The following is a 14,445-nucleotide window of genomic DNA, read 5'->3' on the forward strand; positions in this document are numbered from 1 at the left end:
AGGAAATCGTGATGCCTCGGGCCACCTCCGCGTTGATTCGCCTGGCCGTACCGGCCAAGCGTGTCCTGCTGCCCATCGCCGACGGGCTGGGCGGCATGACCCGCCAAGCCAGGGCGCTGCCGGACTTCCTCATCTGTGGCGCCCAACGTTCGGGGACCACCTCCCTGTTCAAGGCGTTGAACCTGCACCCCGCGGCCACCGGTCCGGTCCTGCGCAAGGGTGTCCACTACTTCGACACCGGACACCACAACGGCCTGGACTGGTACCGGTCGCACTTTCCCCTGCGCAACGGCCTGCGCGCCCGATGGGGCCGACCCCGGGTCCGGGTGTTCGAGTCCAGCCCCTACTACCTGTTCCATCCCCTCGCGGCGGAGCGGATCGCCCGTGAGCTGCCGGAGACGAAGGTGGTGGTGATCCTGCGCGACCCGGTGGAGCGGGCGTATTCGGCGCACGCCCACGAGACCGCGCGAGGGTTCGAGACCGAATCGTTCGCGCGCGCGATCGAGCTGGAGGATCGGCGGCTTCGTGGGGCGGAGGAACGGCTGGTCGCCGACCCGACCCACTACTCGCGTTCGCACCAGCACCACGGCTACGTGGCGCGGGGGAACTACGTGGACCAGTTGATCCGAATGGAACGTCACCTCGGCCGTGAGCGGATGCACGTGGTGGACTACGCCGACCTGTTCGACGGCACCTCCAGGACGGTGGCGGAGATCATCCGTTTCCTGGAGCTGCCGTCGGTCTCGATGGAACCACCCGGACGGCACAACGCCCGCAAGAGGGCGATGATGCCCGAGTCCCTGCGAGCGGAGCTCACCTCCAGGTTCGCCGAGAACGACGCCCGGTTGGCCCATTGGTGGGGGCGAACCCCCTCGTGGTGCCGGTGAGGACTTCCGAGCGCCGGTCCGACGGGGGGCTGCGGAGCGTTCTGCGCGGCGGTGTGGTGAACATGGTCGGCGCGGTGGTGGGCGCCGCGCTCAACCTCGCGTTGATCGTGGCGATCACCCGGGCCTTCTCACAGGAGACCGCCGGGTTGCTGTTCTCCGCCACCTCGGTGTTCCTCATCATGGCGGCGGTGGCCGGCCTGGGCGCCCCGGACGGGCTGGTGTACTTCATCGCCCGAATGCGGTTGTTCGGCCGGGCCGGGGGTGTTCCGGCGCTGCTACGGACCGCCATGGGGCCGGCGGTGGTGCTGTCGCTGGTGGTGGCGCTGCTGCTGTTCGTGTTCGCCCGCCCCCTGGCCGAGGTCCTGGGCCCGGAGGAGGCGGCCGCGTACCTGCGCCTACTCGCCGTGTTCCTGCCGTTCGCCGTGCTCACGGACTCCGCCCTGGCCGCCACCCGCGCCCACCACGACATGGTGACGACGGCACTGGTGGACAAGGTCGGTCGGCCCTGCGCGCAGCTGGCGCTGGTGGGGTCGATCGTGTTGAGCGGCTCGGCGGGACTACTCGCTCTGGCGTGGGCCGGACCGTATCTGCCGGCGGCGGTGCTGGCCTGGTTCTGGTTGGGCAGGATCGTCCGCCGGGTGGGTCCCGAACAGTCGCCCCCCGATCGGACGGCCCCCGTTCCGGACGGTGCGTCGGATCGGGCGGAGACGCCGCCGGAACGGATCGCCCCGGTGACGTTCTGGTCCTTCGCACTGCCCCGGGCCCTGGGCGGGGTGGCCCAGATGGGCGTGCAGCGCGGCGGCGTGGTGATGGTGGCGCTGTTGAGCGGGTTGACCGGCGCCGCGGTCTTCACCGCCGCCACGCGGATCATGGTGGTGGGGCAGTTCGGGACCCAGGCGGTGCTGAACGCCGCCCAACCGCGCTTCGCCGAACTGTTGGCCTCGCGCGACCACACCGGGGTCCGTTCCCTGTACCAGGCGGGAACGGCCTGGCTGGTGTGCCTGAACTGGCCGCTCTACCTGTCGGTGCTGGTGTTCGCGCCCGAGGTGATGCGGCTGTTCGGCGCCGGATACGGCACCGGCGCGACCGTGCTGGTGATCGTCTGCGCCGGGCAACTCGCCGCGTCCGTCCTGGGGATGGGCGACCTGGTCCTCACCATGACCGGACGCACCGGGCTGAACCTGCTGAACAACCTGCTCTCCCTCCTGGCCAACGTGGGTGTGTGCGTGCTGCTCGTGCCCTCCCACGGGGCACCCGGCGCCGCCGTGGCACTGGTGTCGGCCGTCCTGCTGCGCAAGGTCCTGCCGCTGTGGCAGCTACGGACCACGGTGGCTCTGCACCCGGTGAGCAGGCCGGTGTCGGTGGCCGTCGGCGCAACCCTGGTGTGGTTCGGCGCGCTGCCGGTATTGGCCGAGGCGGTTCTCGGTGGCGGACTGCCCACCCTGACCCTCGCCGTGGGCGTGGGCGCACTCGGCCACCTGGCCTCGCTCTGGTGGGCGCGCGACCATCTGGAACTCCACCTACGGAAGTGATCCGCACGCCCGCGAGGATCCCTCGATCCCCCTTCGTTCATCACCCACAGCAATGAATGGAGTACGCATTGCCCGCGCGACCGGTTCTCCTGGTGGCCTCCAGCGGCGGCCACCTCACCCAGTTGTGCTCGCTACGCCCCTGGTGGCGGGGGAAGGAGCGGGTGTGGGTCACCTTCCGCACCCCCGACGCCGAGTCCGTGCTCGGTGACGAGTCGGTCCGTTGGGCTCACCATCCCACCACCCGCAACGTCGGCAACCTGCTGCGCAACACCTGGCTCGCCCTGCGAACGATGCGCGAACGGCGCCCGTCGGTGGTGGTCAGCACCGGGGCCGGGGTGGCCCTGCCGTTCTTCGTCCTGGCGTGGTTGCTGCGGATCCCGACCGTCTACATCGAGGTCTACGACCGCATCGACACTCCCACGCTCACCGCACGGCTCTGCAAGCCGTTCACCCGTCTGTTCCTCGCCCAGTGGGAGGAACAGCGCTCGTTCATGCCGACCGCGATCACCGTAGGACCGCTCCTGTGACCGAACAGACCACATCCGACCGCCACCACCGCGGGGACGACAACGACCATCTCGACGTGGTCGTCAGTGTCGGAACCGACCACCACGCGTTCGACCGCCTCGTGCGCTGGGTCGACGACTACGTCCGCCGCCACCCCGACCTGCGCGTTCTCGTCCAGCACGGGCACAGCGCGGCCCCGTCGCGGGCCACGGGTTCGCCGTTCCTGCCCGGGAACGAACTGTCCGAGGCCATGGGACGCGCCGGGGTGGTGGTGTGCCACGGCGGTCCCGGCACCATCATCCAGGCCCGGGCCGCGGGGCACCTGCCGATCGTGGTGGCGCGCGACCCGGAGCTGGACGAACACGTCGACGCCCATCAACTCCTGTTCGCCGACCGGTTGGAGGAGGCGGGGCGGGCCCGCGTCTGCTCGACCGCCCAGCAGTTGCACGCCCTCATCGACAAGGCGCTGTCCTCGCCGACGGACTTCCGGGTGGACCCGGCCACCGACAGTGGCCCGGGTGAGGCGGCCGAACGCGCCGGGACGCTCATCGACCTGCTCAGCGAGCAGGAGGAGCCCAAGCCCCGGACCGATCCGATGGACGCCGGCGAGGAGTGGCCACGGGTGACCGTGGTGGTGCCCACACGAGACCGTCCCGAGCTGCTGCGTCGTACGCTCCGGGCGGTGGCCGAACAGGACTACCCGGGGCGGATCACCGCCATCGTGGTCTTCGACAACAGCCGACCCGACGACTCGTTGGCCCGGGAGGAGGGCGAACGGCCCGTCCGGGTGGTGACCAATTCGCTCACTCCGGGGCTGGCCGGGGCGCGGAACACCGGAGTCCTGGCCGCCGACACCGAACTCGTGGCGTTCTGCGACGACGACGACACCTGGATGCCCGGCAAGCTGCGCACCCAGGTCGAGATCCTGCGGGCCGAACCGGAGACCGAGATGGTGTGCTGCGGCATCCGGGTGGTCTACGACAAGGTCGAGACCGAACGGGTCCTGGACCGCACCCACGTCACCTATCGGGACCTGTTGGCGTCGCGCCTGACCGAGCTGCATCCCTCCTCGTTCCTCATCCGCCGGTCCGCCATGGTGGACGGCTGCGGCACGGTGAGCGAGGAGATCCCGGGCAGCTACGCCGAGGACTACGAGCTGTTGCTGCGGCTGGCCAAGCGGGCCCCGATCCGCAACGTCCCCGAGGCGGGGGTGCGGGTGCTGTGGCACCGCAAGTCGTTCTTCTCCGAGCGTTGGCAGACCATCTCCACCGCGCTGCGCTGGCTGCTGGAGAAGTACCCCGAGTTCCGGGTGGTGCCGCGCGGGTACGCCCGCGTCGCCGGACAGATCGCCTTCGCCGAGGCCTCGGCCGGGCGCCGTGGGCCGGCGCTGAGGTGGATCGGCACCACCCTGCGCACCCGCCCACTCGAAGGACGCGCCCATGTGGCGTTCCTGGTGGTCTGCGGAGTGCCGCCGGGATGGATCCTGCGTCTGCTGCACCTGCGCGGCAAGGGGGTCTGAGCACCGCCGGGGCGCGCTCCCGCACCGCGCCCCGGCGGTGTCACCCACTCGGTAAAAGACGTGGTCTCCGCCGAAGGCGGACGGATAGTCTCCGTTCATCGGGGCCGGCACACGGCCGAGCGAGAGCGAGGGGCGCACATGATCAGAGAGGCCACCGACGAGGACGTCGCGACGGCGGCGGACACGTTGGCCGCGGCGTTCGCGGACTATCCCTTCACCAGGCACACCATCTCCGCCGACGACCACCTCACCCGGCTCCGGGAGTTCCAACGGATCTTCCTCGCCGAGATCGGCCTGCCGCACGGGCGCGTGTGGGTCAGCGAGGACCTGGCCGCGGTCGCCGTGTGGTCCACACCGGACTCCGGCGGAGCCGACGTGGTCATGGAACGGCTGCTGCCGACCCTGGCCGAGCTGGCCGGGGACCGAGCCGAGGCGTACGCGTCGGCCGAGGAGACCATGGAGCGCCATCGTCCCGCCGGAACGGCCTGGTTCCTGGGCAGCGTCGGCGTGCGTCCCGAGGCCCGTGGACGCGGACTGGGCCGTCGTGTCATCGAGGTCGGTCTGCGCGAGGCGGACCACGCGGGCGTCCCCGCCTTCCTGGAGACCTCGGCCGACGCCAACGTCCGTCTCTACGAATCACTCGGGTTCACGGTGACCGCCGAGTACGACCTGCCCGACGGCGGCCCCCGCACCTGGGCCATGTCCCGCCCCGTCGGCGGTTGAACAGTATCGTTCAACGTCTCCGCTAGCGCTTTGGCGTGTTCGGGCCCCACGGCCGGCGAGACAGCGTCCGGTCGTGGGTCTAGTCGTTCTTACGGGACTCGGCGAACTCCGCGAGGCGGCGAACGCGTTCGGGCAGGTTCACGTAGGGGTCCTGGCCAGCCAGTTCGAAGCCACGACGGGCGTGCTCGTTGGCGTTGATGCGGAAGTCACAGCCGTCGGAGACCTTGTTGTCCCAGACCTTGACGGCGCGGACGCGGTCGTAGCGTTTGAGCACCTCGGGAATGTCCGTGTACCACTCGAGGGTCTCCCGAGCGCCGATGTCGGTGGTACCCATCTCACCGATCATCACCGGCTTGTCCGGGTCGATCCCATGCTCGGGTCCTTCCTCCTGGACCCACTCGTAGGCGGGCGCCAGGGCCTCCTCGAAGGAGTACACCTCGGTCCAGTGCGGCATGATGTCGCAGCCGGTCATGTTGTAGGCCTCCCAGCTGATCCAGTCGACGTAGTCGTTGCCGGGCCACAGGCCGGGGAGCCGGTCCAGGTTGTCCTCCCAGCCGGTCACGTTCCACACCCAGATGACGTTGTCGGCGCCCTCCTCCCGGTAGAGGTCGACGATGTGCCGCCAGGAACTCACGAACTCCTCGGGGGTGCCGCGGCTGTTGTAGCGCTTGTTCGCGTCGGCCTCGTGGTCGAAGGTGACGAAGTAGGGGACCTCGGTGTCGGCGATGGTGCGGGCCTGGGATCGCAGGGAAGAGTCGAACTCCCCGGCGATGATGTCCGCGTAGTCGATGTCGGGGTGACCCTCTTGGGTGAAGCGCCGCGCCTCGATGTTGGTGTGGACGAGCCGGCCCTCGGCGATCATGTCGAGTTCCTTCCGGCTCGGCACGTGCGGCTGGTCGATGCCCCGCCAGGTGTAGACGATGTCCATGTCCCGATCGACCGCCTCCTCCAGCTGCGCGATGTCGTCCTGGTAGGGGCTGGCGCCCCACCAGACCCCGCAGGAGGGTTCGAGGACGTCGGAGACGGTGCAGTCGGACTCGACGATGGGCGGCCGCCCCAGGAGGGGCGACGCGTTGGTCGCGGACCTCTCCCCTGGCGGCGGTTCCTCTCTCGGTGTGGCCGCGATCGACGGCACGTCGCCCGTCCCGGTCAGTCCCAGGACGAAGAGCAGTGCCCCCGTCGCCGCCATCCCTCGCACCGGTCCGCCGCCCACGGCGCATCGCCCCCTGACTTCCCTGGACGCAACACAAAGTGTTCTCTCGGTGACGATACGTCATTTTCCGTGCATACAACACTCCGCACGGTCGCACAACGGACATCAGTACCCATAGCGCCCGCGGAGTGGCGTGGTGACCGCGGCGACCAGGCGACGCCGCCAGGGGGGCAGTTCCTCTCGCCAACCATGGTCGGCCCGAACGTCGACGGGCCCGCCCCGAAAACGCATCGGATTGCCCGACATCGCGTGTCCCACGGACAGTCGCACTCCCCCCTCCCCCAGGGCGAGCGGTGGCCCGGCGTGACCCGCGAACTCCGCGATCCGCCCGAACTCGTCCTCCGGGTCGGCCACGAAGTCCTCGTAACGGACCCTCAGGGTGGGAATCCCCAGCCGTGACAGAGCGTCCATCGAGGCGTTCTGCGTCATCCACTGCACCGCGGCGCGCCCGGCGGTGTACCGCGCCATCTCCTGTTCCTCGCTGGCGGCGGTGGCGTCGGGGCGAACCACCCTCTTGCTCCAGGAGTGGGCCACCGCGCGCGGGTCGCGCACCACGTGCAGCAGTCTCATCCGACCGCCGTAGCGGCGACGCAGACAGGCCGCCAGGGAGGCGTGCTTGCTGGCGTCGACGATCACCCGCGCCCCGGAGATCTCGGCGACGGCGGCGTAGAGCCGGTGGTACAGATCGGTGTAGCGCATGCCCCGCGCGGCGACGGAGCTCTCGTCGGCGGCCTCGCTGAGCAGGAGCGGCAGGAACCTGGTGCGGTCCACGCCGTCCTTCAGGCTCAGGACCCGGGGCAGGTCCAGCCGGTCCCACCCACCGAAGGCGCGTTTGCCGACCTCCACCCAGAACCCGCAGTCGGCGAACGCCGCGCCGCAGCCGCAGCGCTCGTTCTCCACCAGGCCGCGACGCCACAGGTGCACGACCTCTCCGACGGAACAGAAGCCGGGCAGTTCTCCGAGGAGACGCTCGATCAGGGTCGAGCCGGAACGGCCCATCCCTCCGACGAAGACCAGTCGATATCCATCCACGCCCCCAGGGTATTACTTTCGGTCACTCCACCAGAGCGAGAAGTCACCATTGCCTCGGCTCTCGGAGCGCATCCTTCCCGAAGCGGCTCCGGGCGCCACGACGTGACGCTCGTGGACCGACGCGGCCCCGGACCGGAGGATGGAACCTCTGGCCCGGGGCCGTCCCGTCGGTTGTCGATAAGTCCGTGTTGTGGACGCGCGGGGTCTCCACAACTCGGTGGGTCCTACAGACCCTCGACGTTCAGCAGAAGGTTGACGGTGTCGCTGGGCACGCCGCTCAGCTTGTCGTCGCCACCGTTGGTGATCATCCAGTCCAGGATGGTGTCCTGGTCGTCATCACCCTGTCCGCTCTTGTACAGAGCGGCGGCGCCGGCGACGTGCGGGCTGGCCATCGAGGTGCCGCTGTAGGTGTCGGTCCCGCCACCGGGGATGGTCGACTCGACGTCCACGCCCGGGGCGTAGATGTCGACGGCGGGGCCATAGTTGGAGAAGGACGCGGTGGCGTCGCTCTCGTCGGAGGCGCCGACGGAGACGACACCCTCGGCGCCGCCCGGGGAGACGTTGTCGGTGTCCTGGCTCTCGTTGCCCGCGGCCACGGCCACGAACACACCGGAGGCCGACAGGTTGTTGACCGCGTCGTCGACGGCCTGGGAGGCGGGGCCGCCCAGCGACATGTTGGCGACCGCTCCACCGTCGGCGTTCTCGGCCACCCAGTCGATGCCCGCGATGACGTCGTCGTAGGAACCGGAGCCGTCGTCGCCCAGGACCTTCACACCGACCAGGTCGGCGCCGGGGGCGACACCGTAGGTCTCGGCGCCGACGGTGCCCGCGACGTGGGTGCCGTGGCCCTGCGCGTCCATGCCGTCGCCACCACTGGCGTCGAAGCCGACCGAGGCGCGACCACCGAACTCGGAGTGCTCCGGGTCGATGCCGGTGTCGATGACGTAGACCGTGCTGCCGGCGCCGTCGGCCTCGGTGGTGTAGGAGTCGTCCAGGGGCAGGTCCTCCTGGTCGATCCGGTCGAGGCCCCAGGTGAGGTTGATCTCGGCCTCGCCGACCTGCTCGATGTAGGCGACGCCGTCCTGGGCCCGCAGGTCCTGGACCTCGGAGCCGCTCAGCGAGGCCGAGTAGCCGTTGATGACCTCTTCATAGGTGTGGTTCACCTGGTCGGAGGAGATCCCCAGGGACGAAGGGGAGACCGAGGAAGTGGTGATCGAGTCCTCCAGGACGACGAACCAGTCGTTGCCCGTGGCGGAGGAGGTGGTGTAGACCGGCGCGAGGTCGTCGGCGCCGGCTGCGGTGGCCCCGGTGAGGGCCATGGGGATGGTGAGCGCGCCGACCGCGACGGCGCCGATGGCAACCCTGCGGGTGGGGTGCTTCTTCACGCGGTTTCCTCCTTGTTGGGGTGGGGGTTCCAACACACAGACCGTTCTCACCGCGCGTATTCGCTCGATTGCGAACCGCCTGTGATTTGGACACTTTAGGCAGACTTGAACCTCAATTTCCAGACTTGTGGAGATTTTTTTCTTCGCGGTTCATTCATCCCATGTCTGACAAAGAGGACCGAAACCGCCGCCCTGGCCTGACAAACCGCAAGACCGCCACCCTCACAACCGCCCCTAACGCCCGGTAACTTCGACCACATGGTGGACACCATTCACACGGATCAATTCGGTACGGCGAACCAGAAAAACGCAGCCTAAACCTTTACGTTCGGAAATACAGACGTAACGTTTCACCTTTGTTCGACACGATCGGATCATCCTTCCCGACTGGAACACGTGAACGGGACCGTCCGAAGACGATCCCGTTCACGAAGCGTGCGTGGCCTGCCGGGCGCTACTCGGCCTTGACCACCATCCCGGCGCCCACCGTGACGTTGGTGGCCTCGTCGATGAGGATGAACCCGCCGGTCTGCCGGTTCTTCGTGTACTGGTCCACGAACAACGGCTGAGTGGAGCGCAGCCGGACCCGACCGATCTCGTTGAGCGCCAGGTGGTCGGCCCGTTCGTCACGGTGCAACGAGTTGACGTCCAACCGGTAGCGCAGATCCTTGACCATCACCTTCGCGGTGCGGGTCGTGTGTTTGACGATGAGCTTGGAACGCGGGGTGAGCTTGCGGGTGTCCGTCATCCAGCACACCATCGCCTCGATGTCCTGGGAGACGATCGGGGTGTTGTTGGGGCGGCAGATCATGTCTCCTCGGGAGATGTCGATGTCGTCTTCCAGCAGGAGGGTGACCGACATCGGCGAGAACGCCTCGGGGATCTCGCCGTCCGCGGTGAGGATCCGCGACACCCGCGTGGACAGCCCCGAGGGCAGGTGGGTGACCTCGTCCCCCGGCTTGAGCACACCACCGGCGAGCCTGCCGGCGTATCCGCGGTAGTCGTGCAGTTCGGGGTCGTCCGACTTGTGCGGACGGATGACGTACTGCACCGGGAAGCGCGCGTCGATGAGGTTGCGGTCCGAGGCGATGTGCACGTTCTCCAGGTGGTGCAACAGTGAGGAGCCCGTGTACCAGGGCATGTTCTCGGACCTGCTCACCACGTTGTCGCCGTGCAGCGCCGAGATCGGCACGAACGTCAGGTCACGCGTGTCCAATTTGGCGGCGAACTCGGTGAACTCGGCCTTGATCTCCTCGAATCGGTCCTGGGAGTAGTCGACCAGGTCCATCTTGTTCACCGCCAACACCAGGTGCGGCACCTGGAGGAGGGTGGTGAGGAAGGCGTGGCGACGGCTCTGTTCCTGAAGACCCTTGCGGGCGTCCACCAGGATGATCGCCAGGTCCGCGGTGGAGGCACCGGTGACCATGTTCCGGGTGTACTGGAGGTGCCCGGGGGTGTCGGCGATGATGAACGTGCGCTTGGGCGTGGCGAAGTAGCGGTAGGCCACGTCGATGGTGATGCCCTGCTCACGCTCGGCTCGTAGACCGTCGGTGAGCAGCGCCAGGTTGGTCTGTTCCTCACCACGGGCGACGCTGGTGCGCTCCACGGCGTCGAGTTGGTCCTCGAAGATCGATTTGGAGTCGTACAGCAGTCGGCCGATGAGGGTGCTCTTGCCGTCGTCGACGGAGCCCGCCGTGGCGAACCGCAGGATGTCGTTGGTCATGTACCTGGTCCAATGTGCGAAGAGTGAGACGATCGAAGCGAAGGCGCCGAAGGTTCTAGAGCTTTCGGGCGCCCGAACACGACTAGAAGTAGCCCTCGCGCTTGCGGTCCTCCATGGCGGCCTCACTGGCCCGATCGTCCGCCCGCGTCTGGCCGCGCTCGGTGATCCGGGTCGCCGCGATCTCGGCGATGATGTCCTCCAGCTCCACGGCGTTGGACTTGACCGCGCCCGTGCAGGTCAGGTCGCCGACGGTGCGGTAGCGGACGGTCTCGGTGAAGGGGACCTCGGTCTCGTCGCGCTGGATGAGCGGGGAGTCGGCGAGGAGGATGCCGTCGCGCTCGAACACGCTGCGCTCGTGCGCGTGGTAGATGGAGGGCAGTTCCAACCGTTCACGCTTGATGTACTCCCACACGTCCAGCTCGGTCCAGTTGGAGATGGGGAAGACCCGGATGTGCTCGTCGCGGTTGATCCGGGTGTTGTACACGTCCCACAGCTCGGGACGCTGGTTCTTGGGGTCCCACTGGCCGAACTCGTCCCGGAAGGAGAAGACCCGTTCCTTGGCCCGGGCCTTCTCCTCGTCTCGACGGGCACCCCCGAAGGCCGCGTCGAAGCCGTTCTCCTCGATGGCCTCCAACAGGGCGGAGGTCTGGAGCCGGTTGCGGCCGGCCCAGCGCCCGGTTGGCTCCACCACCTTGCCCGCGTCGATCTGCTCCTGCACCGAGGCGATGATCAGGCGCACCCCCGCCTCGGCCACACGGCGGTCGCGGAAGTCGATGACCTCCTCGAAGTTGTGGCCGGTGTCCACGTGCATCACGGGGAACGGGATCGCTCCCGGCCAGAACGCCTTCTCCGCCAGACGCAACATGACGAGGGAGTCCTTGCCACCGGAGAAGAGCAGCACGGGCCGCTCGAACTCCGCGGCCACCTCCCGCATGATGAAGATGGACTCTGCCTCGAGCACGTCCAGCTGGGAGAGCTGGTAACGCCCGAGGGTCTGCTGACTGGCCTGACCCATGGAATCCGCCTTAGAAGTACCGACACACATGGCCGGTCCCATCACGGAGGGTCCTTCGGTCAGCCCCCCGCGTGTGGGCCGGCGCTGTCAAGGTCCGCGCCGTCGCGGATGCTAGCCAACAACATACCCGACAATTCCGATCGACATACAAGGATATCGGGGAGTAGCGGGTCGGCTACGTTATAGCGGAGTTCGGAGCCGTCGATCCGGGAGGCGTGCAGCCCGGCGGCGCGCGCGACCGCGACCGGGGCCGCGCTGTCCCACTCGTACTGGCCGCCCGCGTGCACGTAGATGTCGGCCATGCCGAGCAGCACGGCGCAGATCTTCGCTCCCGCCGACCCCATCGGGATGACCTCGGCACCCAACTGGGTCGCCATACGCTGCACGAAGGCCGGTGGTCGGGTCCGACTGGCGGTGATGCGGAGCCGTTGCCCCTCCGGACGTTCCTCCGGCAACCACGGCGGGTCGACCGTGGACAGGCAGCTGCCCTGCGCGGGCAGGGCGACCGCCCCGGCGACCAGGTCGCCGTTCTCCCACAGCGCCACGTGCACGGCCCAGTCGGTGCGACCGGGCTCGGAGAACTCCCGGGTGCCGTCGAGGGGATCGATGATCCACACGCGACGCGCGTTCAGTCGCACCGGATCGTCGACGCCCTCCTCCGACAACACCGCGTCGCTGGGTCGCAGGCGACCGAGCGTGGAGAAAAGGAACTCGTGCGAGGTCCGGTCGCCCAGTGTGCGCAGGACCTCGGGCTCATCGAATCCGTGGCGGGCGCGCAGGCGCAGCAGCAGCTGTCCGGCCTCGCTCGCCAGGTCTCGGGCCACCTCATGATCGTTTCGGATGCTCTTCACCGGCTAGTATGCTCCCGCCCCACGGATCACCGCTGACCACGTCTTCCACAGGATCTGGATGTCCAACGTCAGCGACCAGTTTTCCACGTACCGCAGATCCAGGCGGACCGATTCCTCCCAAGAGAGGTCGGAACGACCGCTGACCTGCCACAGGCCCGTCAACCCCGGTTTGACCACCAGCCGACGTCGAACGTCGTGCCCGTACCGGGCGACCTCGTCCGGCAGCGGCGGTCTGGGGCCGACGAGCGACATCTCTCCGCGCACCACGTTGACGAGCTGCGGAAGCTCATCGAGGGAGTAGCGGCGCAGCCACGTCCCCACGGACGTGACCCTGGGGTCTCGACGCATCTTGAAGAGCACACCGTCGTGCTCGTTTCGGGGCTGGAGCACCGTCTTCAGCGCTTCGGCCCCGACCACCATCGTACGGAACTTGTACACGGTGAACTCGACCCCACCCCGTCCTACGCGTGTCTGGCGGAACAGGACGGGACCGCCGTCCTCGGCACGGATCAGGACGAACAACACGATGTACACGGGCGAGAGCAGGACGAGGGCAAGGGCTGCGGCGCAACGGTCGAAGGCCCCCTTGAACAGCCGTCGGACACCGACGAGTTCGGGGTGCTCCACGTGCAGCAACGGCAATCCAGCGACCGGACGGATGCTGGTGCGCGGACCGGCGACCTCCATGAGGGCGGAGGCTACGGTGAGGTCCGTTCCCGTCTTCTCCAACCGCCAGGCGAGCCGGCGCAGCTCCACCCCGTCCATCTCCGGACAGGCCAGGACCGCGACGACGTCCGCCCGGACCAGGGCGGCGGCCTCGGCGGCGTCGGAGAAGGTGCCCAGGACCGGGCATCCCTCCACCTCGGTGACTCCTGCCTCGTGTTCGGGCAGGCACACGCCGACGACGACCATGCCGTGGTAGACCTCGTCGCGGAAGCGGGTGATGAGCTCGCCCGCGGCGCTACGGTGGCCGACGACCACCACGCCGCTGAGGCACCGTCCGGCGCGGCGGCTGTGGTGCAGGGCCTTACGGCGCGCGTAGCGCAGGCCGAGGCCGAGCAGGACGATGAGCGGCAGGGTGATGAGCACGTAGCCGCGGGCCAGGTCGAACTTGAGGGCGTAGGCACCGATCGCGACGGTCGCGGCGAGCACCGCCCCCGCCATGGCGACCCGACGATACTCCTCGGTACCGATCCCGAGGAATCGACGTTCGTATCCGCCGCCGAGAAACACGAAGAGCACCCAGATCGGCGGGAAGAGGAGCCCCAGGAACAGATAGGGCACGGTGGCGTCGGCGCCCAGGGAACCGTGGAACCTCCCGGCGACCCCCGCGAAGCATGCCAGGATCGCGGCGAGGAGATCGAGTCCGATCAGGTCGACGACGTAGCGGCGCAGCCAGGCGTCGGCCCGGGGTACGGGTCGATCGGTGGTTCGGAGCCGGCGCGGGCTCGGGCCGGAGCCCCATACCGGCGATCCCTCTGGGCCCACGGTCGCACGGACGTCGGCGGCGGGCCCCGCCACGACCATGGGCTCTTCCTGGATGGTCCCGCTACCTGTGATCACGCACTCTCCCAATACCACGTAAGGTTTCGGTTTCTCACGATGGGTAATCGCCCCTGGCGCCATGGAACTCACGCGGAGGGTATGAGCGGGGCGTGCCGTCGGGCGCAGAGCACGTACTGCCAACCCGAACAGTAACCAAAAGTAGTCGAAAAGTCGCTCGGAGTTGCCGAAGGTGGCGGAAGAAGTCCCGTTCCCGGCAAGAATGTGTCTGTCTTGAGACCGGCCCCGGCCTCACCGAAGGGGACATCTCGGGGACCGAGCCCAACAGGACCGAAACCCGTCACACAGCGCGACGCCCCGTCCGGTGACACCGGACGGGGCGTTGGTTGTTCGTTTCGAGCCTCCGCCGGGGCTTCGTCCCGGCGGAGCGCTGACGCGCACAGGTACGAATCAAGCTCGTTCCTCGCTCACGGCTCGACCCCTCTTGCACGGTGTTGAAACGAACCCGGGCCCTCCGGACCCGAACGGGCACCCAGGACCCGACCTAGATGAGTG

At 68.4% G+C, this 14,445-nt stretch carries 12 protein-coding genes; 5 read left to right on the forward strand and 7 right to left on the reverse strand.

What is annotated here, in order from left to right; all coding sequences use genetic code 11:
- Positions 1 to 11 precede the first annotated feature (11 nt).
- The 5 genes from NLI01S_RS11845 (at position 12) to NLI01S_RS11865 (ending at position 5,168) form a co-directional block, all read left to right on the forward strand.
- On the forward strand, positions 12 to 887 hold the full coding sequence (locus tag NLI01S_RS11845; RefSeq protein WP_067603643.1) for a sulfotransferase family protein: 876 nt from the start codon (positions 12 to 14) through the stop codon (positions 885 to 887).
- Positions 857 to 2,419, forward strand: coding sequence for a lipopolysaccharide biosynthesis protein (locus tag NLI01S_RS11850; protein ID WP_067603645.1), 1,563 nt, complete (start codon positions 857 to 859; stop codon positions 2,417 to 2,419). Before NLI01S_RS11845 ends, NLI01S_RS11850 begins: the two co-directional genes overlap by 31 nt.
- Positions 2,420 to 2,487: 68 nt before the next feature.
- Positions 2,488 to 2,946 carry a polysaccharide biosynthesis protein gene (locus NLI01S_RS11855; protein ID WP_067603647.1) on the forward strand — a complete coding sequence of 153 codons (459 nt, stop codon included), beginning with the start codon at positions 2,488 to 2,490 and terminating at the stop codon, positions 2,944 to 2,946.
- Positions 2,943 to 4,445 (forward strand): glycosyltransferase, encoded by a 1,503-nt coding sequence (locus tag NLI01S_RS11860; protein WP_067603650.1) that lies wholly within the window; start codon positions 2,943 to 2,945, stop codon positions 4,443 to 4,445. The genes NLI01S_RS11855 and NLI01S_RS11860 overlap by 4 nt, the downstream gene beginning before the upstream one ends.
- A 138-nt stretch (positions 4,446 to 4,583) precedes the next feature.
- The gene (locus NLI01S_RS11865) at positions 4,584 to 5,168 is read left to right on the forward strand and encodes a GNAT family N-acetyltransferase (RefSeq protein ID WP_067603652.1); all 585 of its coding nucleotides are present in this window, start codon (positions 4,584 to 4,586) and stop codon (positions 5,166 to 5,168) included.
- Between the two features lie 79 nt (positions 5,169 to 5,247).
- Here NLI01S_RS11865 and NLI01S_RS11870 read toward each other — a convergent pair whose 3' ends face one another.
- The 7 genes from NLI01S_RS11870 to NLI01S_RS11900 form a co-directional block, all read right to left on the reverse strand.
- Positions 5,248 to 6,357: a glycoside hydrolase family 26 protein gene (locus NLI01S_RS11870; protein ID WP_190318443.1), complete on the reverse strand. Its 1,110-nt coding sequence runs from the start codon at positions 6,355 to 6,357 to the stop codon at positions 5,248 to 5,250.
- Positions 6,358 to 6,486: 129 nt separating this feature from the next.
- A complete protein-coding gene (locus tag NLI01S_RS11875) occupies positions 6,487 to 7,380 on the reverse strand; it encodes a sulfotransferase (RefSeq protein ID WP_067603676.1) in 894 nt (297 codons plus the stop codon).
- A 257-nt stretch (positions 7,381 to 7,637) separates the two neighbouring features.
- Positions 7,638 to 8,798 (reverse strand): S8 family peptidase, encoded by a 1,161-nt coding sequence (locus NLI01S_RS11880; protein WP_067603655.1) that lies wholly within the window; start codon positions 8,796 to 8,798, stop codon positions 7,638 to 7,640.
- 454 nt (positions 8,799 to 9,252) lie between these two features.
- Positions 9,253 to 10,521 (reverse strand): sulfate adenylyltransferase subunit CysN, encoded by a 1,269-nt coding sequence (gene cysN, locus NLI01S_RS11885; protein ID WP_067603657.1) that lies wholly within the window; start codon positions 10,519 to 10,521, stop codon positions 9,253 to 9,255.
- 82 nt (positions 10,522 to 10,603) lie between these two features.
- Positions 10,604 to 11,536 (reverse strand): sulfate adenylyltransferase subunit CysD, encoded by a 933-nt coding sequence (gene cysD, locus NLI01S_RS11890; protein ID WP_067603659.1) that lies wholly within the window; start codon positions 11,534 to 11,536, stop codon positions 10,604 to 10,606.
- Between the two features lie 59 nt (positions 11,537 to 11,595).
- Positions 11,596 to 12,387 (reverse strand): 3'(2'),5'-bisphosphate nucleotidase CysQ, encoded by a 792-nt coding sequence (locus NLI01S_RS11895; protein ID WP_067603662.1) that lies wholly within the window; start codon positions 12,385 to 12,387, stop codon positions 11,596 to 11,598.
- A gap of 3 nt (positions 12,388 to 12,390) precedes the next feature.
- On the reverse strand, positions 12,391 to 13,950 hold the full coding sequence (locus NLI01S_RS11900) for a sugar transferase (protein ID WP_067603665.1): 1,560 nt from the start codon (positions 13,948 to 13,950) through the stop codon (positions 12,391 to 12,393).
- Positions 13,951 to 14,445: the final 495 nt, after the last annotated feature.

Origin of the sequence: Nocardiopsis listeri NBRC 13360 (assembly GCF_001570765.1) — a bacterium.
GTDB classification, from domain to species: Bacteria; Actinomycetota; Actinomycetes; order Streptosporangiales; family Streptosporangiaceae; genus Nocardiopsis; species Nocardiopsis listeri.

What these genes read in the sequence shown, in the direction of transcription:
- NLI01S_RS11845 (WP_067603643.1), top strand. Translation starts at nt 12, where the DNA reads ATGCCTCGGGCCACCTCCGCGTTGATTCGCCTGGCCGTACCGGCCAAG.
- NLI01S_RS11865 (WP_067603652.1), top strand. Translation starts at nt 4,584, where the DNA reads ATGATCAGAGAGGCCACCGACGAGGACGTCGCGACGGCGGCGGACACG.
- NLI01S_RS11870 (WP_190318443.1), bottom strand. Translation starts at nt 6,357, where the DNA reads ATGGCGGCGACGGGGGCACTGCTCTTCGTCCTGGGACTGACCGGGACG.
- NLI01S_RS11875 (WP_067603676.1), bottom strand. Translation starts at nt 7,380, where the DNA reads ATGGGCCGTTCCGGCTCGACCCTGATCGAGCGTCTCCTCGGAGAACTG.
- cysN (WP_067603657.1), bottom strand. Translation starts at nt 10,521, where the DNA reads ATGACCAACGACATCCTGCGGTTCGCCACGGCGGGCTCCGTCGACGAC.
- cysD (WP_067603659.1), bottom strand. Translation starts at nt 11,536, where the DNA reads ATGGGTCAGGCCAGTCAGCAGACCCTCGGGCGTTACCAGCTCTCCCAG.